The sequence below is a fragment of the Subtercola sp. YIM 133946 genome (genome assembly GCF_036553535.1).
In the GTDB taxonomy this organism is placed as follows: domain Bacteria; phylum Actinomycetota; class Actinomycetes; order Actinomycetales; family Microbacteriaceae; genus Subtercola.
On sequence record NZ_JAZHPE010000035.1, the window covers coordinates 59,464 to 83,168 of the forward strand.

Here is a 23,705-nt window from a genome sequence, read left to right on the forward strand (position 1 = left end):
TCCTCGACGTCAGCGGCCGCACCGGCACTCGCTGCCGGGGCCTGAACTACGATTGATCCTATGCCCAAGGACTCCGTCGGCCACCTCACACCGGGCCGGGTCTCCCCGCTCAGGCCGGTGCCCGCCACCATCGAGCGACCCGAGTACGTCGGCCGCCGCGAGCCCGATGAGACCGGTGGCAGCGACGTCTACTCCACCGAACGCATCGCCGACATCCGCGAGTCGTCGCGCATCGCGGCACAGGCGCTCGAGTTCGTCGGCCAGCACGTGCGCCCCGGCGTGACGACCGACGAACTGGATGCCCTGGGCCACGACTTTCTCATCGCCCACGGTGCCTACCCCTCGACACTCGGGTACCGCGGCTTTCCGAAATCGCTCTGCACGAGCGTCAACGAGGTCATCTGCCACGGCATCCCTGACAACACGGTTCTCGACGACGGAGACATCGTCAACGTCGACATCACCGCCTACAAGAACGGCGTGCACGGCGACACCAATGCCACCTTCTTCGCCGGTGAGCCGAGCGATGAGGTTCGGCTGCTGGTCGAGCGCACCCGTGAGGCGATGAACCGCGGCATCAAAGCGGTGGCGCCCGGGCGCCAGGTGAACGTCATCGGGCGCGCCATCGAGTCGTACGCGAAGCGCTTCGGCTACGGGGTGGTGCGCGACTACACCGGCCACGGCGTCGGCGAATCGTTCCACTCCGGCCTGATCATCCCGCACTACGACGCGGCGCCGCGCTTCGATGACGTGATGGAGGTGGGCATGGTGTTCACGATCGAACCGATGCTGACGCTCGGCTCGCAGAACTGGGAGCTGTGGAGCGACGACTGGACCGTGGTCACCCGCGACCGCTCGATCACCGCCCAGTTCGAGCACACGCTGGTCGTGACCGAGCGCGGTGCCGAGGTTCTGACGCTGCCCCAATAGACTCGTCTCAGCGCCTCGCGGGTGAGGCGGGAGAATCGAAAGAGATGACGATGACAGACACCCCCTCAGCCGACACCACGCCAGCCGGGTCGTCGTCAGACACCAAGGCGACCATCGCGATCGGCATCGACATCGGTGGCACCGGCATCAAGGGCGCGATCGTCAACACCGAGACGGGCGAGCTGCTGAGCGACCGCGTCAAGATCCCCACCCCCGAGGGCGGCAAGCCGAAAGACGTCATCGACACGGTCGAGCAGCTGCTCGCCCAGCTGAAGGATGCCCCGGCCGACGCCCCCATCGGCATCGACTTCCCCGCCGTGGTGCAGCAGGGCCGCACGATGTCGGCGGCGAACGTCTCGAAGAAGTGGATCGGGCTCGACGCCGAGAAGCTGTTCGAAGACGGCCTGAAGCGCGACATCACGTTCGTGAACGACGCCGACGCCGCGGGCTACGCCGAGGTGCGGTTCGGCGCTGCCAAGGGCAAGAACGGCCTGATCATCATGACCACGCTGGGCACGGGTATCGGCACGGCGCTCATCTACAACGGGGTGCTGATTCCGAACGCCGAACTCGGCCACATCCAGATCGACGGCGGCGACTACGAGAAGAAGGCCTCCTATGCCGCCAAGGAGCGCGACGAGCTGAGCTGGACGCACTGGGCCGCCCGCCTGCAGACTTACTACTCCGAGCTCGAGAACCTGCTCTGGCCCGACCTGTTCATCGTCGGCGGCGGTGTGTCGAAGAGCTATGAGGAGTTTCTGCCGATGGTCTCGATTCGCACGCCCCTGGTCGTCGCGACGCTGCGCAACAACGCGGGCATCCTGGGCGCCGCCTCGCTGGCCGTTCAGCCGAAGGTGCTCGTGAACGTCAACCAGCTGGTCGGCGAGCCGACCCCCACGCCGAACTAGCGGCTCGAACGCACGCAGCACGATGGTCGACCGCGAGATTCTCTACTGCGCGACAGCCGAGGCGTGGGCCGAGTGGCTCGCGGCCAACCACGACTCGTCGCCGGGCATCCGGCTCGCCATCGCCAAGAAGGGCGGCGACCACCCCAGCGTGAGCTACGCCGAGGCGCTCGACGAGGCGCTCTGCTACGGCTGGATCGATGGCCAGAAAGGCAGCCTCGACGCACACCACTTTCTGCAGAACTTCGGGCCGCGGCGGCCGCAGAGCCTGTGGTCGAAGATCAACGTCGAGAAGGCCTCAGCGCTGGTCGCCGCCGGGCGCATGAGGGCTGCCGGCGCCGCAGAGATCGAGCGCGCGAAGGCCAACGGGCGCTGGGCCGCCGCCTACGCCGGGTCGAAGACCATCGAGGTTCCGGATGACCTGGCCGCCGCACTGGCCGGGAACCCGCCGGCCGCCGCCTTCTTCGCCACCCTCACCAGCCAGAACCGGTACGCGGTGCTGTTCCGCATCAACAACGTGAAGCGGGCAGAGACCCGCGCACGCAAGATCGCCGAGTTCGTGGCGATGCTGTCGCGCGGCGAGACCATCTACCCCCAGAAGCCCGGCGCCGCTGGTTGAGTAGCGCGGCGCCGCTGGTTGAGTAGCGTGGCGCAGCCACGCGTATCGAAACCGGGCCTCGATACGCGGCTGCGCCACTACTCGACCGGCGGCGAGGGAGGGAAGGCCTTCTTGGCCAGCCTGGGCAGCAGCACGAGATCGCCGCGAATGAGCGCCTCGCGCTTCGCCCGGCTCCAGCCCTGCACCTGCTTCTCGCGAGAGTACGCCTCGTCGACACGGCCACACTCATAGGAATAGACGAGCCGGATGGGCAGGCGACGTCGGGTGTATGCAGCGCCCAGACCGAGCCGGTGCTCTGCAAGTCGACGTTCGAGGTCGACGGTGCTTCCGACGTAGTACGAGCCGTCGGCGCATTCGAGTATGTAGACGTGGGGCATGTAATGAGCCTCGCAGGGTGAGGCTTTCCACAGGGTGGTTTGTGCACAGGGGCGGGCCTCGATACGCGGCTGCGCCGCTACTCGACCGGCGACGGCTGCGCCGCTGGTTGAGTAGCGTGGCGCAGCCACGCGTATCGAAACCGGGCCTCGATACGCGGCTGCGCCGCTACTCGACCGGCGACGGCGAGGGGGCGGGTGGGGCGAACGGGCCGGCTGCTACGCCGGGTTCTGTCTTGGGCCTACGCACGAGGCGCACACCCATGGACGGCCATCTATCTACGACGTACGTTGCCGCACGCCTCCAGCGGTCTACCCGAAGGCACGACGAGCAGCCGTGTCGCCTTCTGTCTGACCTTGCTCCGGGCGAGGTTTACCGAGCCGGCCATGTCACCATGGTCGGTGGTGGTCTCTTACACCACCGTTTCACCCTTACCCACGAGGCGCCGAAGCACCCGCGGGCGGTCTGTTCTCTGTGGCACTGTTCTCTCGGGTTGCCCCGGGTGGGTGTTACCCACCGCCCTGCTCTGCGGAGCCCGGACGTTCCTCGGTGACCATCGACTCCACACGTACGAGACCTGTGGATGCTCCGGCCAACGCGACCGTCTTGCCGACCCATTCGCGTGCACGAGTCTACCGTCACCGCCGGGCGGCGACGTCGCGGCAGGAATCACGACCCTGGCTTCAGGGATCACGGCACCGGCGTCAGGATTCACGGCCCAGGCGTTAGGAATCACGGCCCCGGCGTTAGGAATCCGTTAGGAACGGGCATCCGCCCGCCCACCGGGTGTGGCATTGCCTCTGTGGTCATCACCACAGCCCCGCACGCCGGGGGCCCGTACACAGCTGGGAGCATCCAAGTGCTTGATATCGCCTACCTCGCCGGCGTCGTGGCCCTGTTCGGCCTCGTCGCCCTGATCGCCCGAGGGGTGCAGAAACTGTGATCGTCTTCACCATCGTCGGCGTCGTTCTCGGCGTCGCCGCCGTCGTCTACTGCCTGTACGCCCTGCTGAAGCCGGAGCGATTCTGATGGATGCCGGTTCGAACGTCTGGCTCACCGTCGCCCAACTGGGCGCCCTCGTCATCGCCCTCGGGCTGGCCTACCGCCCGCTCGGCGACTACATGGCGCACACCTACACCTCAACCAAAGACCTGCGCGTCGAGCGCGGCCTCTACCGCCTGATCGGCGTCGACTCGCACTCCGAGCAGACGTGGCCGCGGTACCTGCGCAGCGTTCTGGTCTTCTCCGTGATCGGCGTCGTCTTTCTCTACGCCATTCAGCGGCTGCAGGAATTCCTGCCCTACGCCCTCGGCCTGCCGGCCGTCGAACAGTCGCTGTCGTTCAACACGGCCATCTCGTTCGTGACGAATACGAACTGGCAGTCGTACTCCCCCGAGGTCACTCTCGGGTACACCGTGCAGCTGATCGGGCTCACGGTGCAGAACTTCGTGTCGGCAGCCATCGGTATCGCGGTCGCCATCGCCCTGGTGCGCGGCTTCGCCCGCAAGAACTCCACGACGATCGGCAACTTCTGGGTCGACCTCACGCGGGGCGTGCTGCGCATCCTGCTGCCGCTGGCGGCGATCACGGCCGTCGTGCTCATCGTCGGGGGCGTCATCCAGAACGTCAGCGGGTTCAGCGACGTGACGACCATCACGGGCGCCACCCAGACCCTGCCGGGCGGGCCTGTCGCCTCACAGGAGGCGATCAAGCTGCTCGGCACCAACGGCGGCGGGTTCTTCAACGCGAACTCCGCTCACCCGTTCGAAGACCCGACCGCGTGGACGAGCCTGTTCCAGATCTTCCTCATGCTGGTCATCCCGTTCTCGCTGCCCCGCACATTCGGCAGGATGGTCGGCGACAACCGCCAGGGGTATGCGATCGTCGGCGCCATGGCGACGATCTGGGTCGTCTCGTCTGGTCTCATGGTGGCCGCTCAGTCGGCACTGTCGGGTACCGCGACACAGGCCGCCGGCGGCGCGATGGAAGGCATCGAGACCCGCTTCGGCTCAGTGCTGTCGTCGCTGTTCGCCTCGTCGACGACGCTCACCTCGACGGGTGCGGTGAACGCGATGCACGACAGCTTCACCGGCCTCGGCGGCGGCATCGCGATCGTCAATATGATGCTGGGCGAAGTGGCACCGGGTGGAACCGGGTCGGGTCTGTACGGCATCCTCGTCATCGCGGTGATCGCGGTGTTCGTGGCGGGCCTCATGGTCGGCCGCACCCCCGAGTACCTCGGTAAGAAGATCGGCACTCGCGAGATCAAGCTGGCGAGCCTCTACATCCTCGCCACGCCCGCGATCGTGCTCATCGGCACCAGCCTCAGCTTCGCGATTCCGGCGGTGCGCGACTCGGTGGTGGGAACCTCGATGGCCAACACGGGCATCCACGGTTTCTCCGAGGTGCTCTACGCCTTCACCTCGGCGGGCAACAACAACGGCTCGGCATTCGCCGGCCTCACCGCGAACACCCCGTGGTTCAACACCGCACTCGGTGCGGCGATGCTGCTCGGCCGATACATCCCGATCGTGCTGGTGCTGGCTCTCGCAGGCTCGCTGGCGGCACAGGGCAAGGTGCCGCAGACGGCGGGCACGCTGCCCACGCACCGACCGCAGTTCGTCGTGCTCACCATCGGAACGCTCATCCTCGTCTCTGCCCTCACGTACTTCCCCGTTCTAGCGCTAGGCCCCCTAGCAGAAGGTCTGCAGTAACCCATGTCTCAAGACATCGCTTCCGCACGCAGCACGACACCCCCGCTCGCTCACGCCTCTGACGAGCCGCACCAGAAACGTTCGGCGCCGTTCGGCCCGCGCCAGCTGCTGGATGCCCTTCCCGGCGCTCTTCGCAAGCTCGACCCGCGCCTCATGTACAAGAACCCGGTGATGTTCATCGTCGAGATCGGAGCGGCCTTCACGACCGCGCTGGCGATCGCGCAGCCGTTCATGAGCGCGTCTGACACTTCTGCCTCCCCCACCTCGCTGTTGTTCGCGTGGTCGATCGCCATCTGGCTGTGGATCACCGTGATCTTCGCAAACCTGGCGGAGTCGGTGGCTGAGGGCCGCGGCAAGGCACAGGCCAGCAGCCTGCGGGCCACGCGCACCAGCACCTCGGCCAACCTGGTCGACTACAACCTCGCGGCAGACCCGTCGGCCGAGAACGCCGTGGTGACGCAGGTCGCCAGTGCCGACCTGAAACTCGGCGACACCATCGTCGTATCGGCCGGAGAGCTGATTCCGGGCGACGGTGACATCGTCTGGGGCATCGCTTCGGTCGACGAATCAGCCATCACGGGCGAGTCCGCCCCGGTCGTGCGCGAATCGGGCGGTGACCGCAGCGCCGTGACCGGTGGAACCCGGGTGCTCTCCGACCGCATCGTCGTGACCATCACCTCGAAGCCCGGCGAGACGTTCGTCGACCGCATGATCAAGCTGGTCGAGGGGGCGTCACGGCAGAAGACACCGAACGAGCTGGCCCTGAGCATCCTGCTGTCGAGCCTGACGATCGTCTTTCTGGTCGTGATTCTCACGATCAACCCGATCGCCGACTACTCGAACGCCGCACAGTCGCTGATCGTGCTCGTCGCCCTGCTGGTGTGTCTGATTCCGACCACGATCGGCGCCCTGCTGTCGGCGATCGGCATCGCCGGTATGGACCGTCTCGTGCAGCACAACGTCTTGGCCATGTCTGGCCGCGCGGTCGAGGCCGCCGGCGACGTCACCACGCTTCTGCTCGACAAGACGGGAACCATCACCTACGGCAACCGTCAGGCGGCCGAGTTCCGGCCTCTCACCGGCGTGACCGTCTCGCGGCTCGCGGCCGCGGCCAGCGCCTCGTCGCTGGCCGACCCGACGCCCGAGGGCAAGTCGGTGCTCGACCTCACCCGCGCTCTCGGTCTGCCCGTTCCGACGGCGTCTGACGGCGTCGTGGTGCCGTTCACGGCACAGACCCGCATGAGCGGCGTCGACTACAACGACGGCAGTCAGGTGCGTAAGGGTGCCGGTTCGATGATCGCCGCCTGGGTACAGGATGCCCAGTCCAGCGCCGCGGCAGGGTCAGGTGCCGCCAACACCTCAGCCGCGCTGATCGCTGAGCTCGACCAGATCGTCACAGACATCTCGCAGGCCGGCGGTACTCCGCTCGTCGTCGCAGAGAAGTCGTCGAACGGCACCGCGCAGATTCTCGGCGTGATCTACCTCAAAGACGTGGTGAAGGCCGGCCTTGCGGCCCGGTTCGCCGATCTGCGCCGGATGGGCATCCGTACCGTCATGATCACCGGTGACAACCCGCTGACGGCCAAGGCCATCGCGGCCGAAGCCGGCGTCGACGACTTTCTCGCCGAGGCCACACCCGAAGACAAGATGGCGCTGATCAAGCGCGAACAGGAGGGTGGAAACCTCGTCGCGATGACCGGTGACGGCACGAACGACGCCCCGGCGCTCGCTCAGGCCGATGTCGGCGTCGCAATGAACACGGGCACCTCGGCCGCGAAGGAGGCCGGCAACATGGTCGACCTCGACTCCGACCCGACGAAGCTCATCGACATCGTGGCGATCGGCAAGCAGCTGCTCATCACGCGCGGATCGCTGACCACGTTCTCGATCGCGAACGACGTGGCGAAGTACTTCGCCATCATCCCCGCGATGTTCACGCTCGCGTTTCCGTCGCTCGCGGTGCTGAACATCATGCAGCTGTCGTCGTCGGCCTCTGCCATCCTGTCGGCCATCATCTTCAACGCGCTGGTGATCGTGGCGCTCATTCCGTTGGCGCTGCGTGGCGTGAAGTATCGGGCGGCGTCGGCCTCGAGCATCCTGAACCGCAACCTGCTCATCTACGGGCTCGGCGGCATCATCGCGCCGTTCGTGGGCATCAAGCTCATCGATCTCGTCATCAGCCTCATTCCGGGGCTGTCATGACGGTCGCGTTGCACTCTCCCTCATTCATTCCGTTCTCGGCTGGAGCACTCTCATGAAATTCCGTAACGAAACCCTGCGCACCACGTGGGTGGGCGTTCGCATCTTTCTGGTGATGACCGTGGCGCTCGGCATCATCTACCCGCTCGTCATCACCCTCATCGGCCAGGTCGCCCTTCCGTCGCAGGCGAACGGTTCGCTCGTGCGGGTAGACGGCAACGTGGTCGGGTCGAGCCTCATCGGACAGAGCTTCACCGACAGCGACGGGGCGGCACTGCCGCAATGGTTCCAGTCGCGCCCGTCGGCGGCCGGCGACGGCTACGACGGAGGAGCCTCGAGCGGCTCGAACCTCGGCCCGAACAGCGACAAGCTGCTGCAGGCGATCGACGACCGCAAAGCCGCAATCGCAGCGAGCGACGGGGTCGACCCGGCCTCCATCCCGGCCGACGCGCTCACAGCGTCGGCGTCGGGGCTCGATCCGCAGATCAGCCCGGAGTACGCTCGGGAGCAGGTTTCGCGGGTCGCCGCGGCCCGCGACCTTCCGGAGGCAGAGGTGTCACAGCTCGTCGAGTCGTTCGTGCAGGGCCGCGATGCCGGCTTCATCGGAGACCCGACGGTCAACGTACTGCGGCTGAACATCGCGCTCGACCAGCTGGCACCCGCCAGCGCGGCCGATGGCGCCGCGACGGGCGCCAGCAACTGACGTGAGCACTCCGACTCCCGCCGGCGCGCCGCGCCGTGGCCTCCTGCACGTCTGTCTCGGCGCCGCGCCCGGTGTCGGCAAGACATTCACGATGCTCGAAGAGGGGCGCAGGCTGAGTTCGGCGGGCTCCGACGTCGTCATCGGCGTCGTCGAGTCGCATGGGCGCGCGGCGACGGCGGCGCTGGTCGAGGGGCTCGAGGTACTGCCCCGTCGAACGACTCTGCACCGCGCGGTGACGCTCGACGAGTTCGATGTCGAGGCGCTGCTCGAACGGCATCCCGACTGGGCGCTGATCGACGAGCTGGCGCACACCAATGCGCCCGGCTCGCTCACCGAGAAGCGCTGGCTCGATGTCGAACTGCTTCTGGAGAACGGCATCAACGTGATGTCGACCGTGAACATCCAGCACATCGAGAGCCTGAACGACGTGGTCGAGAAGATCACCGGCATCGCCCAGAAGGAGACCATTCCCGACTCCGTGCTGCGCGCGGCCGACCAGGTCGAGCTGGTCGACCTCGCCCCCGAAGCCCTTCGGGCACGCCTGTCGGGCGGGTTCGTGTACCCGGCCGGAACGATCGACGCGGCGCTGTCGAACTACTTCAGGCTCGGCAACCTCACGGCCCTGCGTGAACTCGCGCTGCTCTGGCTCGCCGACGAGGTGGATGTCGCACTGAAGGCGTACCGCGCCGAACACGGCATCGGCCAGAAGTGGGAGGCCCGCGAGCGAGTGGTCGTGGCGCTGCCAGGCGGCCCTGAGGGCGAGACACTCATCCGCCGGGGAGCGCGCATCGCGGCGCGGTCGAGCGGCGGCGAGCTGCTCGCGGTGCACGTCAGCGGCGCCGACGGGCTCGCCGCGGCCAACCCGGGCGCTCTGGCCGCGCAGCGCACCCTGGTCGAGCAGCTCGGCGGCAGCTACCACCACGTGATCGGCGACGACACTCCGCTCGCCCTGGTGGAGTTCGCGCGCGGCGTGAACGCCACGCAACTGGTGGTGGGCGTGAGCCGCCGCTCACGTCTGACCGCGCTGGTGACTGGTGCGGGCATCGGGGCCACGGTCATCCGCGAGTCGGGCGACATCGATGTGCACATCGTGACCCATGCGGCTGCCGGCACCCTCGCGCTGCCGCGGCTCGGCGGGGCCCTCACGGCCCGGCGCCAGTGGGCCGGGGGCGTCGTCGCCGCCATCGGTCTCGCCCTGCTCACCCTGGGCATGAGCGTCGTGCGCACCGACGACTCCATCACCAGCGAGGTTCTGCTGTACCAGCTGCTCATCGTGATCGTGGCGCTCGTGGGCGGGCTGCGCCCGGCGGTTCCGACGGCAGTGGCGGCGGGGCTGCTGCTCGACTACTTCTTCGTGGCGCCGCTCTACACGGTGACCATCGCCGACCCGCGTCACCTGCTGGCGCTGATCGTCTTTCTGGTGGTCGCGGTGCTGGTGAGCGTGGTGGTCGACTCGTCTGCCCGGCGTTCGCGCGCAGCCCGGCGCAGTGCCGCAGAGGCCGAGACGCTCGCGACGGTGGCGGGCAGCGTGCTGCGGGGCCAGGATGCCCTGCAGGCCCTGCTCGACCGCCTGCGCGAGGTGTTCTCGCTCGACAGTGTGACGCTCAGCGCAGGCGGCGTGGTGCTGTACCGGGCCGACGCCGAGGTGGCGGCGGAGCCCGGTCGCGCGGCCGGCGGTCGTGCCGGAGTCGGCAGTCGTGCCAGGGCCGGCGGTCGTGCCAGGGCCGGCGGTCACGTTACCGAGGGTCAGCCGGCGGCGGGTGACGGCACACCGGCCGAGGCCGCGTTCGATCTCGCCGAAGCGGCGCGGCTGGTGCTGGTGGGGCGCCCACTGCAGGCCGGAGACCGCCGGATTCTCGCCGCGTTCGTGTCGCAGATCGAATCGGCGCTCGTTCAGCGTCGTCTCGCTGCAGAGGCGCAGAGCATCCGGCCGCTCGAACAGGCCGATCGCATGCGCACGGCCCTGCTCGCGGCCGTCGGGCACGACCTCAGAACGCCTCTCTCGGCGGCGACCGCTGCCGTGTCGAGCCTCGCGGCGCGCGATGTGCAGTGGAGCGAGCTCGATCGCGACGAGCTCGTGCGAACCGCCGAGGAGTCGCTGGTGACGCTGGCAGAGCTCGTCGACGATCTGCTCGACGTCAGCCGCCTGCAGGCCGGGGTGCTGGCCGTGGTGCGCTCGGAGGTCGGTCTCGACGAGATCGTTCCGCTGGCGCTCGACGAGCTGCACCTGGCGCCCGGTACGGTGGTCGTCGCCGTGTCGCCCGACCTGCCGCCGGTGATCTGCGACCCCGCGCTGGTTCAGCGGGTGCTCGTCAACCTGCTGTCGAACGCGCTGCGGTACTCCCCCGCGGGTTCGCCGCCCATCCTCTCGGCCAGCACGTTCGGCGACACGGTGCAGCTGCGGGTGATCGACCGGGGGCCGGGCATTCCGGCGGCGCGACTCGACGATGCGTTCCAGCCGTTCCAGCGGCTCGGCGACACCGACAACACCACCGGTGTGGGCCTCGGGCTCGCTCTGTCGCGCGGCTTCATCGAGGCAATGAACGGTACTCTCGAAGCCGAAGACACCCCGGGCGGAGGGCTCACGATGGTGATCACGCTGCCCCGCGGTGGTGGGCATGGCGATGGCGCGGGCGCCGACACCGCGGGGAGCGCTGCCGCCCGCGATGACGCCGGTGGTCGGGCATCCGAACGCGACGCAGCCGGGCAGTCGTCCGAACGCGACGCCGCCGGCGGGCTATCCGAACACGACGCCGCCGGGCAGTCGTCTGAACGTGACGCCGCCGGCGGGCTGGAGGTGCGCTGATGCGGGTGCTGATCGTCGACGACGACGCCCAGATCCGCCGGGCGCTGCGCATCAACCTGACCGCGCGCGGCTACGAGGTCGACCTGGCCGCGACCGGCGAGGATGCCCTGCGGCAGGCCGCCGATCATCCGCCCGAGCTCGTACTGCTCGACCTCGGGTTGCCCGGCCTGACCGGTATCGAGGTCATCGAAGGGCTGCGCGGATGGACCGAGGTGCCCATTCTCGTGGTGAGCGGGCGCAGCGACTCGGCCGACAAGGTCGATGCTCTGGATGCCGGCGCCGACGACTACGTCACCAAACCGTTTGCGGTCGACGAACTGCTCGCGCGCATCCGCGCCCTCACCAGGCGGCACGGCTCGGCCGCCGACGAGCCCCTGGTGCGGCTCGGCGACGTCGTCGTCGACCTGTCGGCGCACGAGGTTCGGGGCGGCGCGGGCGAGACGGTGAAGCTGACGCCCACCGAGTGGAAGATGCTCGAGGTGCTCGTGCGCAATCCGCGTCGACTGGTGACCAAGCAGCAGCTGCTGACCACGGTGTGGGGCTCGGCGTACACGAACGAAGACGGCTACCTTCGGCTCTACCTGGCCCAGCTGCGCAAGAAGCTCGAGCCCGACCCGGCGCGGCCGCGCTATCTCATCACCGAGCCAGGGCTCGGCTACCGGTTCACACCCGACGCGGCCTGAGGGCTCCAGCCCCTGGAGCTCCAGCCGCCAGGGCTCCAGCCCCCGGAGCCCCAGCCGCTAGCGCTCCAGCTCTCAGAGACCCAGCCCCTAGAGCCAGCCCTCGGAGCCCCGGCCCTCAGAGCCCCGGCCTGTCAGAGCCCCGACTCCTGCGTGCGCACCAGAATGCAGCTGCTGTCGGGGTCGAGCACCACATCGTCGGGTTCGGCGAGCCGGATCTTCGCCAGGTCTGACTCGTGCAGCTTCACGTTGCTGCCGCCAGAGACGCCGCGGGTGAGCAGAGCCGCGCCGATTCCGTATCGTTCGCGCTGCCGGTTGTAGAGGGCCAGCAGCTCGTCGCCGATTCCCCCGGCGATGAGGTCGCGCGACACCTGCACGCCCTTCTGCTCGTGCGCGATCTCGGCCAGTGCGGCATCCCGTTCGGTCTGCAGCGCGTCGCGCTCGGCGGTCAGGATGCCCAGCTCTTCGGTCACGTCGGCGAGCCGTGCCGAGATGTCGTCGACCCGCTCCATCACGGCGAGCTCGATGTCTTCGAGGTCGGAGCGGCGCTTCTCGAGTGACGCGATCTCATGCTCGAGACCCTGGATGTCTTTGGCCGACGAGCTGGTCTCGAGCCGGCCCCGGTCGCGGGCGAGTCGTGCAGCGACCACCTCGACGTCAGACTCGACGCGCGAGATCTCGAGCTGGGCATCTTCGAGCTCGCCGTTCACCTGGGCCATGCGGTGCGAGACGCCTCCGATCTGGGCAGCGAGCTCGTCGAGGCGCTTCTGCTGCGGCAGCGACCTGGCGCGGTGGTTCAGCTGAGCGAGGCGGGTGTCGGCGGCCTGCAGTTCGAGCAGCGACCGTTGTTCTGAGACGGGTGCTTTCATCGGTCAATCCTTCGGTTGCGGAAAAAAGGTGTGGCGGGCCCGTCACTGGGTGACGACGAAGTCCCAGGGGTCGGTGCGCAGGTCGCTCACGGTGACGGTGACGCCCGGCAGAGCATCGCGAAGCTGGTTGGCGGCGGTGTCGAGCCACAGCCACTCGCTCGCCCAGTGCGAGGTGTCGATGAGGGCCGGGCCCCCGCCGAGCGCCGCCTGCTCACGCGCCTCAGAGGCCGGGTGGTGGCGCAGGTCTGAGCTGATGTAGACGTCGGCGGCGCGCACCTCGGGGTTGCCGAGCAGCGAGTCGCCAGCCCCGCCGCAGAGGGCCACCCGGGTGACGGGCGCATCATATTCGCCGGCGACGCGGATGCCCGTGGCCGTGGCCGGCAGCAGCTCGGCGAGAAGCCGTGCCAGGTGCCCCAACGTGACGGTCTCGGGCAGATCGCCCGCGCGGCCGAGGCCGGTGCCGGGCACCGCGCCCGCGACGAGAGGAACCTCGTTGAGCAGGCCGATGCGGCGGGCGATGACGCTCGACACCCCGTCGTCGACGATGTCGGCGTTGGTGTGCGCAGCCACAAGGGCGCAGTCGCCGCGGATCAGCCGCGCCAGCATCGCGCCCTTGTAGGTGGTCTCGGCCACGGTCGTCACCCCGCGCAGCAGCAGCGGGTGGTGCACCAGCAGGAGGCCGGCGCCGAGCGCGAGCGCCTCGTCGACGGTCTCGGCGACGGCATCGACGGCGAGGTGGATGCGCGAGACCGGGGCGTCGGGCGAACCCGAGAGCAGGCCAGGCGCGTCCCAGCTCTCGGCGTGCTCGATGGGCCACAGCCCTTCGATGACTGCGTTGACGTCGCGAACGGTGAATGACACAGCCCCAGCCTAGGTGTACTCGCCCGGCACCCCTAGCGCGGGTCGCGCTGGTCAGGGGCGGCGGGTCGAGAGGGTGACGGTGAACTTGGGGTTCTGGCCGAGCATCCGGGTGTCGCCGACCGAGCGGCGCAGGTCGGCCTGGTAGCCGAGGTGCGAGTTGAAGACGGTCAGCAACCGGCCGCCGGGGCGCAGCACCCGGCCGGCGTCGCGGAACATCGCCAGCGCCGCTCCGGTGTGCACCGAACTGCCCACGTGGAACGGCGGGTTGCACACGATGAGGTCGGCGCTGGCGTCGGGTTGCAGGGCGAGGCCGTTGTCGCGAACGATCGTCACCCGCTCACCGAGATCGTTCGCGGCCATGGTGGCACGGGCCGACGAGGTGGCAGCGTACGACTGGTCGGTCGCGATGACGTGCAGCGCGGGATGTTGCGTGGCGAGCACCGCCGCGATGATGCCGGTGCCGCAGCCGAGGTCGATGGCGACCGGGGTCGCGGCGGTGGGGGTGGTGACCGGGTCCGGGGCGGAGGGCGTGGTGGGCGTGGTGACCGGGGTCGGGGCAGTGGGAGTGGTGGGGATGGTGACCGGGGTCGGGGCGGTGGGGGTGGCGGCAGCAGCGGCGGCGGCAGCGCGAGTCGTGGGGGTGGTGGGAGGGTCGGTGGGCAGGTCGAGGCGGTCGAGGAAGGTCAGCAGGAAGCGGGTTCCGATGTCGAGGGTGGTGCCGGCGAAGGCTCCGCCGTGGGCCGCGATCGTGAGGCCGAGCTCGGCGTTGCGGTCGAGTCTCGGGTAGGGGCGGGCATCCGTCGGCCGGCGCACCCCAGACGCGATGAGGGCCCGCGACTTCTGCCGAGCGCGGCTGGCGTGCACCTCGGCGAACCTCGCGCGCAGCACGTCGTTCATGGCGATCGAGAGGTGTTTCAGGCGTCCTCCGGCGTAGACGACGACGTCTGGCGCCGCGAACCTGGCGATCGCGTCGGCGATCTCGTCGAGTTCGGCCAGCGAGCGGGGCAGCTGTAGAAGCACTACGCGGGCTGCGGCGAGCAGCGGTTCGTCGAGCGGCAGATTCTCGTACACCGCAGCGCCCGGTGTGCCGCTGGTGCTGGTTGTGCCGGTCGCGGTACCGGGAGTACCGCTAGTGGTACCGGGGGTGCCGGTCGTGCTACCGGGGGCGCCGGTCGCGGTTGCGATGGCATCAGTACCACCGGCGGTGCCGGTCGCGGTACCGGTGACGGCGTCAGGAGCGTTTGTGCCGGACGCTCGGGGTGTGCCGAAGCCCACGCGCTCGGCGTTGGCGGCCAGGGCCTGCTCGCCTGAGAGCGCGTCTTGGTGAACTCGGATGCCCGACAGCCCGAACCGGGCCGCGGCGCCGAGCGTGAGCGCCCCGTAGCGGTCGCCGATGACGACGACGTGGCGTCCGTCGATGTCGGTCAGCGCCTCGGCCGCCTCATCGAGGATCAGCCTGTCGCTGGCGTCGCTCGCGAACAGGTTCGGCGCCTCGATGTCGGGCCAGCGCCGCAGCGTCTCGAAGTCGAAGTCGAACTCGTTCACCGCTCAACGGTGCCACACTTTCGCGCCCGCCGGTGCCCGCCGACCTGCACCCCCACACCGCACCAACGCGCCGCCGCCCTGCCCACCTCCCGACCGGCTCACCTCCGCTCCTCTACGTCGACCCGCTGCGCACCTGCGCACCCGCGCACCTCCGCGCGACCCCGCTGCGCACCTGCGCACCTCCGCGCCACCCCGCTGCGCACCCGCCACCTCCGCTCCGCCGCGCTACGCGATCCGTCAAGCTCCCTCCAGGGTGTGGGCGAGTGCCGCCGGGTCGAGGAACAGCGAGAGGTGGTGGGCGTTCGGGCGCACGTCGAGCCTCGAGTGCGGGATGCGCGCGTGCAACTCGCCCATCGCCTCGGGTGTGGCCACGGCATCCTGCCCGCAGGCCACGAGCCGCACCGGCATGGCGAGCGACGGCGTCGCCGCAGACCGGTCATAGGTGGCGATGGCCTCGAGCGCCCGCGCCCAGTCGGGCAGCGAGGCCGCCGCGAGTTCGGCCCGCACATCGTCGACGACCGCCGCGCCGCTCGTCAGTTCGTTCGGTGACAGCCAGCGGGCGAGGGTCGCATCGACGCTCGGCGCCGCGCCACCGCGAACGGCCTCTGCAACCGCCTGAAAGGCCGGAAAGGGCGTGTCGCGGCTGCACAGGATGGTCAGCGAACGCACTCGCTCCGGAACGAGCAGCGCGATCTCGAGCGCGATCTGCCCGCCGAACGAATGGCCCGCCAGGTCGAACCTCCCGTCGTCGGCCTGTGCCACGACCTGCGCCGCGAGGGCGGCCTGCGGGTTCGGCCCCGGCGGCACCGCCCGGCAGTCGGGCACGAACACGTCGCCCGCAAGCAGGGCCGCCGCGGGCTGCCAGATGGCGGGGGCGAGCGGTGTTCCGTGCACCAGTACCCAGCTGCCCATGACCGCTGCCCTTCCGTCGCCGACCGAGTGCCTTCCACCCTACGCACGACGGCCCCCGATCGGGTCGCCGCGACACTCTGGCGCACCGCACAGGCACCCGCGCGTGGTTCGGCCCGCCCGCGGTGCTGCGCGATGATGGAACCGCCGCGCGCAGCGTGCGGCGAAGGGAGCCCGAGCCATGACCTCAGCCGACCAGCCCCTGCCCGCCCGGGGGCGCCGCCGGGCATCCGTCGCCGGCGACAGCGGCGGTACCAGCACCGGCGACAGCGCCGGCACCAGCACCAGTACCGGCACCGAGAACACTGAGGAGAACCCCGACGAGCGCGCCGACCGCCTCAAGGAGCGCGTCTACGTCACGTTCACCGCACTGGCCGTGCTGATCGCTCTCGCCACCGAGGCCGAAGAGCCCGGCCCCGCCGCCCTGGTTCTGCTCGTCACGACCGCCGGCGTGCTGCTCGCAGGCTTCGCGGCCGACATCATCTCGCACATCGCGTCGCACGCTCGGCTTCCATCGGCCCGGGAACTGCGGCACATGCTCACGGTCACCCTCAGCGCGTTCACCGCGATCGCCCTGCCGATGCTGTTTCTGGGGCTCGCAGCGATCCACGTGATGAGGCTCGAGGCGGCCATACGAACGGGGCAGATCGTGCTGGCGATCTCGCTCGGTGTGTTCGCGCTCGCGGCGCTGCGGCACATCCGGTTGAGTCTCTGGCGCCGACTGCTGCTGGCGGGAATGCTCAGCGCTGTCGGCGCGGCGGCGATCCTGCTCGAGTATCTCGCCCACACCCTCTGAGCGTGCTGCGGTCGCCCGGCCGTCGGCTCAGAGCCACACCATCGCGAGCCACGCCGCCACCCCGGCCAGCACGAGCAACCCGACGTTGAGCCCGAGCTGGCGCGCCTCGCCGCGAACCAGGTGCAGGATGATCGCCGCCACCTGAACCAGCACCAGCCCCACGGCGGCGGCCAGCGCGAGCCCCGGCGCGACCCCCGTCAGCGGCGGCAGAACCAGCCCGATCACGGCCAGCACCTCGAGCGCGCCGATCAGCCGCACCGCCCCCATCGGTGCTCCCCGCACCCACTTCATCATGGGCTGCAGCCGCTCGCGGGTGCGCAGCAGCTTCGCGCCGCCGGAGTAGAGGTAGAACACGCCGAGCACTCCGGCGACGATCCAGTACGCGATCTGCATGGGGTCCATTCGTCGGGGCCTGTCGCCCGGTGGGTGCCCGGCCTGGGTTGCCGCCTGGTGCGTGTCCGGCCTGGGTTGCCGCCTGGTGGTTGCCCGCCGGGCTTGCCGTCTGGTGCCTACCCCGGCGCGGGTTCGTTCTGTGTATCGTCGCACGAGCTGGTAACCTCGGGCGCATGAGCGAACTGGCCGAGATGCTGCTGCGGTTCCTCCTGGACACCGTCGACGTCGTGTTCGGCTCGGTCGCGGGCTCCCTGACTTTGCCGCTCGCACTGACGACTCTGGCTCTCGCCCTCCTCACGGCGGCCACCCTCGCGGTCATCGTCGTCGCACGCGTCAACCCTCCCCTGGGCACCTCCGCCCTCCGGCGATCGGATGCCCGACAGAACGCCGACCTGCCCGTGCTCGTCTCGCAGAGCAACCCCGACGCCGCGGGCCACGCCCGCGCCCGCGCCCCGGGCGCCCTCGCTCCCCGGGCCTGACGCTCTCCCTCTCCCTAGGCCCGACGCCCGGCAGGGCCGACTTCCGGCCGTGGCTCGACTTCCGGCCGTAGTCTCAACGGCCGTGGCGTCACTCCCGGCCTTGGTCTGGCTTCCGGCCGCGACCTGAACTGGCCGCCACATCGGACTCACGACTCGCGACCCGAAGCCGGCTCCCAGTCAGCACGCGCGCGACGACACAGCGCAGCCCGTCACCTCCGCGCGGGCACACAACGACGCGTCACCTGCCGCCGGGCACACCACAATTCATCACCGCCCGCCGGGCATCCGTGACCCACCGACCCACCCACACCCCGCACCCACACCCACACCCACACCCCAGGAGCCACCATTGGACCTCTCCACGTTTCCCCCCATCGCCGCTGTACTCGACACGCTCTACTCGCTCGTGGCGGGCCTTGCCGGCGCCCTCACTCCCCTCGCCGGAACCTCCGCGACCGTGCTGGCCATCGTCGCCCTGACGCTGGTCGTGCGGCTCGCGCTCGTGCCGGTCTCGGCGGCCCAGGTGCGCGCTGAGGTGGGCCGCCGGCGCCTCGCACCGGCAGTCGCAGCCCTGCGCATCCGGTTCGCCGGCAAGCCGGAGCAGTTGCAGAAGGCGCTGACGCAGCTGTACACGAGCGAGAAGGTCTCGCCGATCGCCGGCTGCCTGCCGACCCTCGCCCAGGCGCCGGTGCTCTCGGCCGTGTACACACTGTTCGTGCACCAGAACGTGGCCGGGCACGCGAACGTGCTGCTCACCCAGACGTTCGCCGGCGTACCGCTCGGGGCCAACCTGTTCGTCGCGGTGGGCGCCGCACTGCCCCACGCGTGGCTGTTCCTCGTGCTGCTGCTCGTGCTGGCCGTGATCGTCGAGCTGACCCGCCGCGCAAACCTGCGCTGGAACGGGGCCGCCGCGGGCCACGCCCTCGCCGACACGGCCGCCGACCCCCTCGCCGCCTCGACGCGGAACAGCCTCAGGGCGTCGGCGGCCGCACCCGGCGCCGCCGTCGCCCCCGGTGCCGCCGTCACCACCGCACTGCGTTTCGTTCCCTTCGTCTCGGTCGTCTTCGCCGCCATCGCCCCGCTCGCCGCCGCCGTCTACCTGCTCACCAGCGCCGCCTTCAGCCTCGGCGAACGCGCCGTTCTGCGGCGCATGTTCGGCGCACCGTCGACGCCCCCGGCACGGTAATCTGTTGAGCGGGCCGGCTTCAGAACGCGCGGCACGACAAGGGAACGACATGGCCACGCTCTACTACGGCGCCAACGGCACCGAGATCGACTTCGACGACCGCGCGCTCGCCCACCTCAAGGTGGTGATCGTGGCGAAACTGCGCCGCGACGAGAAGTTCACCCTCTCGTGGGAGAACGAGAGCGGCCGCTCGACCATCTGGCTGCATCCCGCCATCGAGCTGCGGTTCGGTTTCGACGAACGCGAGCGCCCGCCGCTGAACCGGCTATGGATCGACCAGCTCATGGCCACGGCCAACAGCGGCGACGGCATGCGTGTCATCCCCGAGCCGGCCACCGGCAGCCCGGCGACCGCCGCCGCCCGCGGCTGATTCCCCGCGCGTGACGAACGCGCCCGCAGACCAGCGCGTCGGGGTCCAGCGCGTCGGCGTTCGCCGCGTGGGGGTTCTCGGCGTCGGCCGCATGGGCCGGCCGATCGCCGAACGCCTCAGCGCCGCCGGCTTCGACGTCACCGCGTTCGACAGCGACCCTGCCCGCCTCGAGGGTCTGGATGCCCACGGCATCGGCAGCGCAGCATCCGCTGCCCGGCTGGCCGAGTCGTCGAACCTGCTCGTCACGATTCTGCCCGGCCCGCCCGAGATCGCCGATGCCCTCGGCGGCGCTGACGCCCTACTCGGCCGGATGCACCCCGGCGCCTGCTGGCTCGACCTCAGCAGCGGCGACCCCGAGCTCATGGCCCGGCTCGCCGGCGAGGCCGAGGGCCGCGGGGTGCTGACGGCCGAAGCTCCGATGGGCGGCGGGGTCGAGGCCGCCCGCGACGGCAGTCTCACCTTCTACGTCGCCGGCCGCCCACGCGCGGTCGACCGGGCGCTGCCGGTTCTGCACGCCCTGGGGCAGCCGAGCGACATCCACCTGCTCGGAGAGACTCCGGGGGCGGGGCTCACCGCCAAGCTGCTGGCCAATCTGCTCTGGTTCGGGCAGAGCATCGCCGTCACCGAAGCGTTGCTGCTCGGCAGCCGCCTCGGCGTCGACCTGCCCGCACTGCGCTCTGCGCTCGCTTCGAGCGCTGGCGGCAGCGCCTTCATCGACCGCCATCTGGATGCTCTGCTGACCGGTGACTACCTGGAGTCGTTCGGCCTCGACCGCGTGGTCGAAGAGCTCGACACGATGAACCGGCTCGCGGCGGGCGCCGCGACGCCGTTCGAACTCTCGAAGCTCGTCACGAGCATCCACCACCGCGCTCTCGACCGGTTCGGACCTGTCGCCGGCGAGCTGCTCGCCGCCCGACTGCTCGAAGAGCAGGCCGGCACCACCCTCGCCGCCGAACTCGCCGACGACACCCGCGGCACCGACCCCGCCTGACGACCCACCTCGCTGACCCTCGCAGGGCCACATTCGCGTGCCGCCCGCTCTTGCCGCGCACCCTTCGGCGGCGGTTCAATCGAGGAGAACACCGCGCCTGCGGTCTCACGAGGGAGACACCATGCAATCCGACGACAGCTCACCGCACCACGAGACGCCAGTCTTCGGCAACCCCGACCTGCCGCAGGAGGGCGAGGTCAACACGGTGGGCGACCCCGCGAGCACGGCCATGACCGGCCCGCAGAACCCGGCCGTCGAGAGCCAGTTTCCGAACCAGCTGGATGCCCCGCCCACCGACATCAGTACGCAGCAGTTCTTCTGGTCGTCGTTCAACATCTCGCCGCGCCGGGTGCAGCGCGGCGGCTGGGCCCGCGAGCTGACCCAGCCCGACTTCGCCATCTCAGACGAGATCGCGGGGGTGAACATGTACCTCGAACGCGGCGGCATCCGGGAGTTGCACTGGCACCAGACGGCGGAGTGGGCCCTGATGACCCGCGGCGCCTGCCGCATCACCACCCTCAGCAGAAACGGGCTGCCCAGCGTCGACGACGTTCAGGAAGGCGACCTCTGGTACTTTCCGCCGGGGCTGCCGCACTCACTGCAGGGCCTCGGCCCCGACGGCGCCGAATTCGTGCTCGCGTTCGACGACGGTGCGCAGTCGGAGAGCAACACGCTGCTGCTCACGGACTGGTTCGCGCACACCCCGCCCGAGGTGCTGGCGAAGAACTTCGGGGTGGCGCAGGAGGTCTTCAGCGACATCCCGCTGCACAACCTGTGGATCTTTCCCGGCGATGAACCCGGCGACCTCGAGGCAGACCGCGCGGCGGCCGGGGTGGTGCCGGGCACGGAGGCCGTCATCTTCAGGCTGTCGCGCTCGGCGCCGGTGTACCAGAACAGCGGTGGCAGCATCCGCATCGCCGACAGCTCGAACTTTCCGGCGTCGAAGACCATCGCTGCGGGGCTCGTCTCCATCGAGCCGGGTTCGATGCGTGAGCTGCACTGGCACCCGAACGCCGACGAGTGGCAGTACTGGCTGAAGGGCTCGGGACGCATGACCGTGTTCAACACCGGGCCGCACGCGAACACCACCGACTTCAGACCCGGTGACGTGGGGGTGGTGAAGCGTAATCTGGGCCACTACATCGAGAACACCGGCGACGAGACGCTCATCTTTCTCGAGACGTTCAAGAGCGACCATTACGAGGAGGTGTCGTTGGCGAACTGGCTCGGTCACCTGCCGCCGTCGCTCGTGTCGGCACACCTCAACATTCCCGAGAGCGTGCTGGCGGGTTTCCCCCGGTCGACGCAGGGCATCACCCCGCTGCGTTGATCGCCTGTCACGCGGCGTCCCGATGACCCGACAGCTCCCGACCGCGCGACAGCACCGACCACGCGACAGGCACCAACCGCGCGACAGCACCGACCACGCAACAGGCACCAACCACGCGACAGCACCGACCACGCGACAGCATCGACCACCCCAGGGCCGCCGGCCTCTCGACGCACGGCGCCCCAGGCTCTATGCTGAGGCCAACTCATTCGAGGGGATGACGGTCGATGCGGTCGACGAGGTTTCGCACTGGTGCTCGTGCCCGGCTTCTCGTCGCGCTGCTGCCGGCGCTCGTTCTGGCCCTGCTCGTGCCACTCGGTGGTATCGGTGCCGCCCCGGCCGAGGCCGCGAGCCCTGCAGTTCTGCGCATCTCGCCGACCTCCTTCGACTTCGGCAGTGTCGCCCTCGGCACCACGAGCCCACCCCAGACCGTCACCGTCACGAACGTGTCGGCCGTTCCGGTGGTGCTCAGCGGTTCGGGCGGGGCCGCCGGTCTGTTCGGCGGCTCGCAGGACTGCCAGGGCACCACCGTGCAGCCGGGTGCTTCGTGTCATATGACGTACGCCTTCACCCCCGACGCCCTCGGCCAGGTCACCGGCAGCACCGCGGGCGACTGGAACGGCCAGTCATTCGCGTTCAGCTTCACGGGCACCGGCGTGAACCCCTTTCTCATCTCACCGACGGGCCTCGACTTCGGCGACGTCGCGGTGGGAGCGACGAGCCCGCCGCAGACGGTCACGATCACCAACATCTCGAACTCACCCCTCGCGATGAGCGGTGCCGGCGGTGCCGCCGGCCAGTTCGGAGGCTCGCAGGACTGCCAGGGCACCACCCTGAAGCCGGGCGCCTCCTGCCACATGACCTACGCCTTCACCCCCACGGCCCTCGGCCCGGTCACCGACAGCACCAGCGGCGACTGGAACGGCCAGCCATTCTCGATCGTCTTCGCCGGCACGGGCATCGACGGAGTACTGGTCGCCGCCGACCCGACGATCAGCGGTACTCCGACGGTCGGCCAGAAGCTCATGGCGAACACCGCCGGCTGGACGCCGGGCACGACCTTCGTCTACCAGTGGAACCGTGGCGCCAGCCCGATCCCGGGGGCGACGGGCGCGTCGTACACCCCGGTCGCGGCCGACGCCGGCTCCACCCTCACGGTCGCGGCGACCGGTTCGCAGCCGGGTTACCCTGCGGTCACGCGTACGAGCGCGGCGACGGCGACCGTGCGCAACGTCTTCACGACCATCCCGACCCCGGCCATCAGCGGTACCGCCGCGGTGGGTAAGAAGCTCACCACCGTGCCCGGAGCCTGGAGCCCCACCGCCACCCTCGCCTACCAGTGGAAGAGGGGCGGTTCGACCATCACGGGCGCCACCTCGCCGACCTACACCCTCACGAACGCCGACGCCGGCCAGACCGTCACGGTGACGGTGACCGGATCGCGCAGCGGCTACGTGACGGCGTCGCGCACCTCGGCCGCCACGGCCACCATCACCGGCGGCACCCTGACAGCGCCGACGCCCACCATCACCGGCACCACCACGGTCGGCCAGAAGCTCACCGCGAACCCTGGCACCTGGACGACCGGAACCACTCTGACCTACCAGTGGAACCGCGGCGGCGTGCCCATCTCGGGCGCGACCGCCTCGTACCACACCCTGAACGCGGCCGACGGCGGCCACACCATCACCGTCACCGTGACCGGATCCAAGACCGGTTTCACCACGGTGTCGAAGACGAGCACTCCCACGGTCGCCGTTCTGAAGGTCTTCACGACGACCCCGACGCCCACCATCTCGGGCGCGGCGACGGTGGGTTCCAAACTCACGGCGAAACCCGGCGCATGGTCGCCCACGCCGACTGCGTACACCTACGTGTGGCTGCGGTCGGGCGTGGCCATCTCGGGCGCCACCTCGAGCACCTACACGCTGAAGACGACGGATGCCGGCAAGAAGATCAGCGTCACCGTGACGGCCACGCGCCAGGGCTACGCGCCGGTGTCGAAGACCAGCGCGTCGACGGCCGCCGTCACCTGACGCATGCCG

At 69.7% G+C, this 23,705-nt stretch carries 23 protein-coding genes and 1 other RNA gene; 17 read left to right on the forward strand and 7 right to left on the reverse strand.

The window, feature by feature from the left end; all coding sequences use genetic code 11:
* Positions 1 to 60 precede the first annotated feature (60 nt).
* Genes map through V3W46_RS11995 form a run of 3 tightly spaced genes read left to right on the forward strand, consistent with a single transcriptional unit; the run spans position 61 to position 2,454 of the window.
* Complete coding sequence (gene map / locus V3W46_RS11985; RefSeq protein WP_331783353.1) at positions 61 to 930, forward strand: type I methionyl aminopeptidase; 870 nt, start codon at positions 61 to 63, stop codon at positions 928 to 930.
* A gap of 50 nt (positions 931 to 980) precedes the next feature.
* Entirely contained in the window at positions 981 to 1,838 is an 858-nt protein-coding gene (gene ppgK / locus V3W46_RS11990) for a polyphosphate--glucose phosphotransferase (RefSeq protein ID WP_331783354.1), read from the forward strand.
* 22 nt (positions 1,839 to 1,860) lie between these two features.
* On the forward strand, positions 1,861 to 2,454 hold the full coding sequence (locus V3W46_RS11995; RefSeq protein ID WP_331783355.1) for a YdeI/OmpD-associated family protein: 594 nt from the start codon (positions 1,861 to 1,863) through the stop codon (positions 2,452 to 2,454).
* 77 nt (positions 2,455 to 2,531) lie between these two features.
* Here V3W46_RS11995 and V3W46_RS12000 read toward each other — a convergent pair whose 3' ends face one another.
* Both V3W46_RS12000 and rnpB read right to left on the reverse strand, forming a co-directional pair.
* Positions 2,532 to 2,831 (reverse strand): GIY-YIG nuclease family protein, encoded by a 300-nt coding sequence (locus V3W46_RS12000; protein ID WP_331783356.1) that lies wholly within the window; start codon positions 2,829 to 2,831, stop codon positions 2,532 to 2,534.
* A 201-nt stretch (positions 2,832 to 3,032) separates the two neighbouring features.
* Positions 3,033 to 3,446: RNase P RNA component class A (gene rnpB / locus V3W46_RS12005), an RNA gene on the reverse strand.
* 185 nt (positions 3,447 to 3,631) lie between these two features.
* On the opposite strand from rnpB, the gene V3W46_RS12010 reads away from it, so the two are divergent.
* Genes V3W46_RS12010 through V3W46_RS12040 form a run of 7 tightly spaced genes read left to right on the forward strand, consistent with a single transcriptional unit; the run spans position 3,632 to position 11,934 of the window.
* Complete coding sequence (locus tag V3W46_RS12010) at positions 3,632 to 3,772, forward strand: hypothetical protein (RefSeq protein WP_331783357.1); 141 nt, start codon at positions 3,632 to 3,634, stop codon at positions 3,770 to 3,772.
* Positions 3,769 to 3,858 carry a K(+)-transporting ATPase subunit F gene (gene kdpF, locus V3W46_RS12015; RefSeq protein WP_331783358.1) on the forward strand — a complete coding sequence of 30 codons (90 nt, stop codon included), beginning with the start codon at positions 3,769 to 3,771 and terminating at the stop codon, positions 3,856 to 3,858. Before V3W46_RS12010 ends, kdpF begins: the two co-directional genes overlap by 4 nt.
* Complete coding sequence (kdpA, locus tag V3W46_RS12020) at positions 3,858 to 5,543, forward strand: potassium-transporting ATPase subunit KdpA (RefSeq protein WP_331783359.1); 1,686 nt, start codon at positions 3,858 to 3,860, stop codon at positions 5,541 to 5,543. The genes kdpF and kdpA overlap by 1 nt, the downstream gene beginning before the upstream one ends.
* A gap of 3 nt (positions 5,544 to 5,546) precedes the next feature.
* Positions 5,547 to 7,745 (forward strand): potassium-transporting ATPase subunit KdpB, encoded by a 2,199-nt coding sequence (gene kdpB, locus V3W46_RS12025; RefSeq protein ID WP_331783360.1) that lies wholly within the window; start codon positions 5,547 to 5,549, stop codon positions 7,743 to 7,745.
* Between the two features lie 52 nt (positions 7,746 to 7,797).
* Positions 7,798 to 8,445 carry a potassium-transporting ATPase subunit KdpC gene (kdpC, locus tag V3W46_RS12030; protein ID WP_331783361.1) on the forward strand — a complete coding sequence of 216 codons (648 nt, stop codon included), beginning with the start codon at positions 7,798 to 7,800 and terminating at the stop codon, positions 8,443 to 8,445.
* Positions 8,417 to 11,251, forward strand: a complete 2,835-nt coding sequence (locus tag V3W46_RS12035; RefSeq protein WP_443069977.1) for an ATP-binding protein — start codon at positions 8,417 to 8,419, stop codon at positions 11,249 to 11,251. The genes kdpC and V3W46_RS12035 overlap by 29 nt, the downstream gene beginning before the upstream one ends.
* Complete coding sequence (locus tag V3W46_RS12040; RefSeq protein WP_331783363.1) at positions 11,251 to 11,934, forward strand: response regulator; 684 nt, start codon at positions 11,251 to 11,253, stop codon at positions 11,932 to 11,934. Before V3W46_RS12035 ends, V3W46_RS12040 begins: the two co-directional genes overlap by 1 nt.
* 131 nt (positions 11,935 to 12,065) lie before the next feature.
* On the opposite strand, the gene V3W46_RS12045 is transcribed toward V3W46_RS12040, so the two are convergent.
* The 4 genes from V3W46_RS12045 to V3W46_RS12060 form a co-directional block, all read right to left on the reverse strand.
* On the reverse strand, positions 12,066 to 12,800 hold the full coding sequence (locus V3W46_RS12045) for a zinc ribbon domain-containing protein (protein ID WP_331783364.1): 735 nt from the start codon (positions 12,798 to 12,800) through the stop codon (positions 12,066 to 12,068).
* A gap of 42 nt (positions 12,801 to 12,842) precedes the next feature.
* Positions 12,843 to 13,661 carry a Nif3-like dinuclear metal center hexameric protein gene (locus tag V3W46_RS12050; RefSeq protein ID WP_331783365.1) on the reverse strand — a complete coding sequence of 273 codons (819 nt, stop codon included), beginning with the start codon at positions 13,659 to 13,661 and terminating at the stop codon, positions 12,843 to 12,845.
* 51 nt (positions 13,662 to 13,712) lie between these two features.
* Positions 13,713 to 15,206 (reverse strand): class I SAM-dependent methyltransferase, encoded by a 1,494-nt coding sequence (locus V3W46_RS12055; RefSeq protein WP_331783366.1) that lies wholly within the window; start codon positions 15,204 to 15,206, stop codon positions 13,713 to 13,715.
* 237 nt (positions 15,207 to 15,443) lie between these two features.
* Complete coding sequence (locus tag V3W46_RS12060) at positions 15,444 to 16,118, reverse strand: alpha/beta fold hydrolase (RefSeq protein ID WP_331783367.1); 675 nt, start codon at positions 16,116 to 16,118, stop codon at positions 15,444 to 15,446.
* 178 nt (positions 16,119 to 16,296) lie between these two features.
* On the opposite strand from V3W46_RS12060, the gene V3W46_RS12065 reads away from it, so the two are divergent.
* Positions 16,297 to 16,911: a hypothetical protein gene (locus V3W46_RS12065; RefSeq protein WP_331783368.1), complete on the forward strand. Its 615-nt coding sequence runs from the start codon at positions 16,297 to 16,299 to the stop codon at positions 16,909 to 16,911.
* Between the two features lie 27 nt (positions 16,912 to 16,938).
* On the opposite strand, the gene V3W46_RS12070 is transcribed toward V3W46_RS12065, so the two are convergent.
* Positions 16,939 to 17,304 (reverse strand): DoxX family protein, encoded by a 366-nt coding sequence (locus V3W46_RS12070; protein ID WP_331783369.1) that lies wholly within the window; start codon positions 17,302 to 17,304, stop codon positions 16,939 to 16,941.
* 173 nt (positions 17,305 to 17,477) lie between these two features.
* On the opposite strand from V3W46_RS12070, the gene V3W46_RS12075 reads away from it, so the two are divergent.
* The 6 genes from V3W46_RS12075 to V3W46_RS12100 all read left to right on the forward strand — a co-directional run bounded on the left by V3W46_RS12075 (position 17,478) and on the right by V3W46_RS12100 (position 23,696).
* Positions 17,478 to 17,783 carry a DUF6412 domain-containing protein gene (locus V3W46_RS12075; protein WP_331783370.1) on the forward strand — a complete coding sequence of 102 codons (306 nt, stop codon included), beginning with the start codon at positions 17,478 to 17,480 and terminating at the stop codon, positions 17,781 to 17,783.
* A gap of 349 nt (positions 17,784 to 18,132) precedes the next feature.
* Complete coding sequence (locus V3W46_RS12080) at positions 18,133 to 18,969, forward strand: YidC/Oxa1 family membrane protein insertase (protein ID WP_331783371.1); 837 nt, start codon at positions 18,133 to 18,135, stop codon at positions 18,967 to 18,969.
* Positions 18,970 to 19,018: 49 nt separating this feature from the next.
* Complete coding sequence (locus V3W46_RS12085; protein WP_331783372.1) at positions 19,019 to 19,339, forward strand: DUF7882 family protein; 321 nt, start codon at positions 19,019 to 19,021, stop codon at positions 19,337 to 19,339.
* A gap of 10 nt (positions 19,340 to 19,349) precedes the next feature.
* A complete protein-coding gene (locus V3W46_RS12090; protein ID WP_331783373.1) occupies positions 19,350 to 20,330 on the forward strand; it encodes an NAD(P)-dependent oxidoreductase in 981 nt (326 codons plus the stop codon).
* Positions 20,331 to 20,451: 121 nt separating this feature from the next.
* Positions 20,452 to 21,660, forward strand: coding sequence for a cupin domain-containing protein (locus V3W46_RS12095; protein ID WP_331783374.1), 1,209 nt, complete (start codon positions 20,452 to 20,454; stop codon positions 21,658 to 21,660).
* A 227-nt stretch (positions 21,661 to 21,887) separates the two neighbouring features.
* Positions 21,888 to 23,696: a choice-of-anchor D domain-containing protein gene (locus V3W46_RS12100; protein WP_331783375.1), complete on the forward strand. Its 1,809-nt coding sequence runs from the start codon at positions 21,888 to 21,890 to the stop codon at positions 23,694 to 23,696.
* Positions 23,697 to 23,705: the final 9 nt, after the last annotated feature.

Bases quoted from the DNA above. Each gene is read 5' to 3' on its own strand.
- V3W46_RS12085 (WP_331783372.1), top strand. From the start codon at position 19,019: ATGGCCACGCTCTACTACGGCGCCAACGGCACCGAGATCGACTTCGAC.
- kdpA (WP_331783359.1), top strand. From the start codon at position 3,858: ATGGATGCCGGTTCGAACGTCTGGCTCACCGTCGCCCAACTGGGCGCC.
- V3W46_RS12035 (WP_443069977.1), top strand. From the start codon at position 8,417: ATGGCGCCGCGACGGGCGCCAGCAACTGACGTGAGCACTCCGACTCCC.
- V3W46_RS12100 (WP_331783375.1), top strand. From the start codon at position 21,888: ATGCGGTCGACGAGGTTTCGCACTGGTGCTCGTGCCCGGCTTCTCGTC.
- map (WP_331783353.1), top strand. From the start codon at position 61: ATGCCCAAGGACTCCGTCGGCCACCTCACACCGGGCCGGGTCTCCCCG.
- V3W46_RS12045 (WP_331783364.1), bottom strand. From the start codon at position 12,800: ATGAAAGCACCCGTCTCAGAACAACGGTCGCTGCTCGAACTGCAGGCC.
- V3W46_RS12040 (WP_331783363.1), top strand. From the start codon at position 11,251: ATGCGGGTGCTGATCGTCGACGACGACGCCCAGATCCGCCGGGCGCTG.
- V3W46_RS12000 (WP_331783356.1), bottom strand. From the start codon at position 2,831: ATGCCCCACGTCTACATACTCGAATGCGCCGACGGCTCGTACTACGTC.
- V3W46_RS11995 (WP_331783355.1), top strand. From the start codon at position 1,861: ATGGTCGACCGCGAGATTCTCTACTGCGCGACAGCCGAGGCGTGGGCC.
- V3W46_RS12065 (WP_331783368.1), top strand. From the start codon at position 16,297: ATGACCTCAGCCGACCAGCCCCTGCCCGCCCGGGGGCGCCGCCGGGCA.
- ppgK (WP_331783354.1), top strand. From the start codon at position 981: ATGACAGACACCCCCTCAGCCGACACCACGCCAGCCGGGTCGTCGTCA.
- V3W46_RS12075 (WP_331783370.1), top strand. From the start codon at position 17,478: ATGAGCGAACTGGCCGAGATGCTGCTGCGGTTCCTCCTGGACACCGTC.
- kdpC (WP_331783361.1), top strand. From the start codon at position 7,798: ATGAAATTCCGTAACGAAACCCTGCGCACCACGTGGGTGGGCGTTCGC.
- kdpB (WP_331783360.1), top strand. From the start codon at position 5,547: ATGTCTCAAGACATCGCTTCCGCACGCAGCACGACACCCCCGCTCGCT.
- V3W46_RS12060 (WP_331783367.1), bottom strand. From the start codon at position 16,118: ATGGGCAGCTGGGTACTGGTGCACGGAACACCGCTCGCCCCCGCCATC.
- V3W46_RS12095 (WP_331783374.1), top strand. From the start codon at position 20,452: ATGCAATCCGACGACAGCTCACCGCACCACGAGACGCCAGTCTTCGGC.
- V3W46_RS12070 (WP_331783369.1), bottom strand. From the start codon at position 17,304: ATGCAGATCGCGTACTGGATCGTCGCCGGAGTGCTCGGCGTGTTCTAC.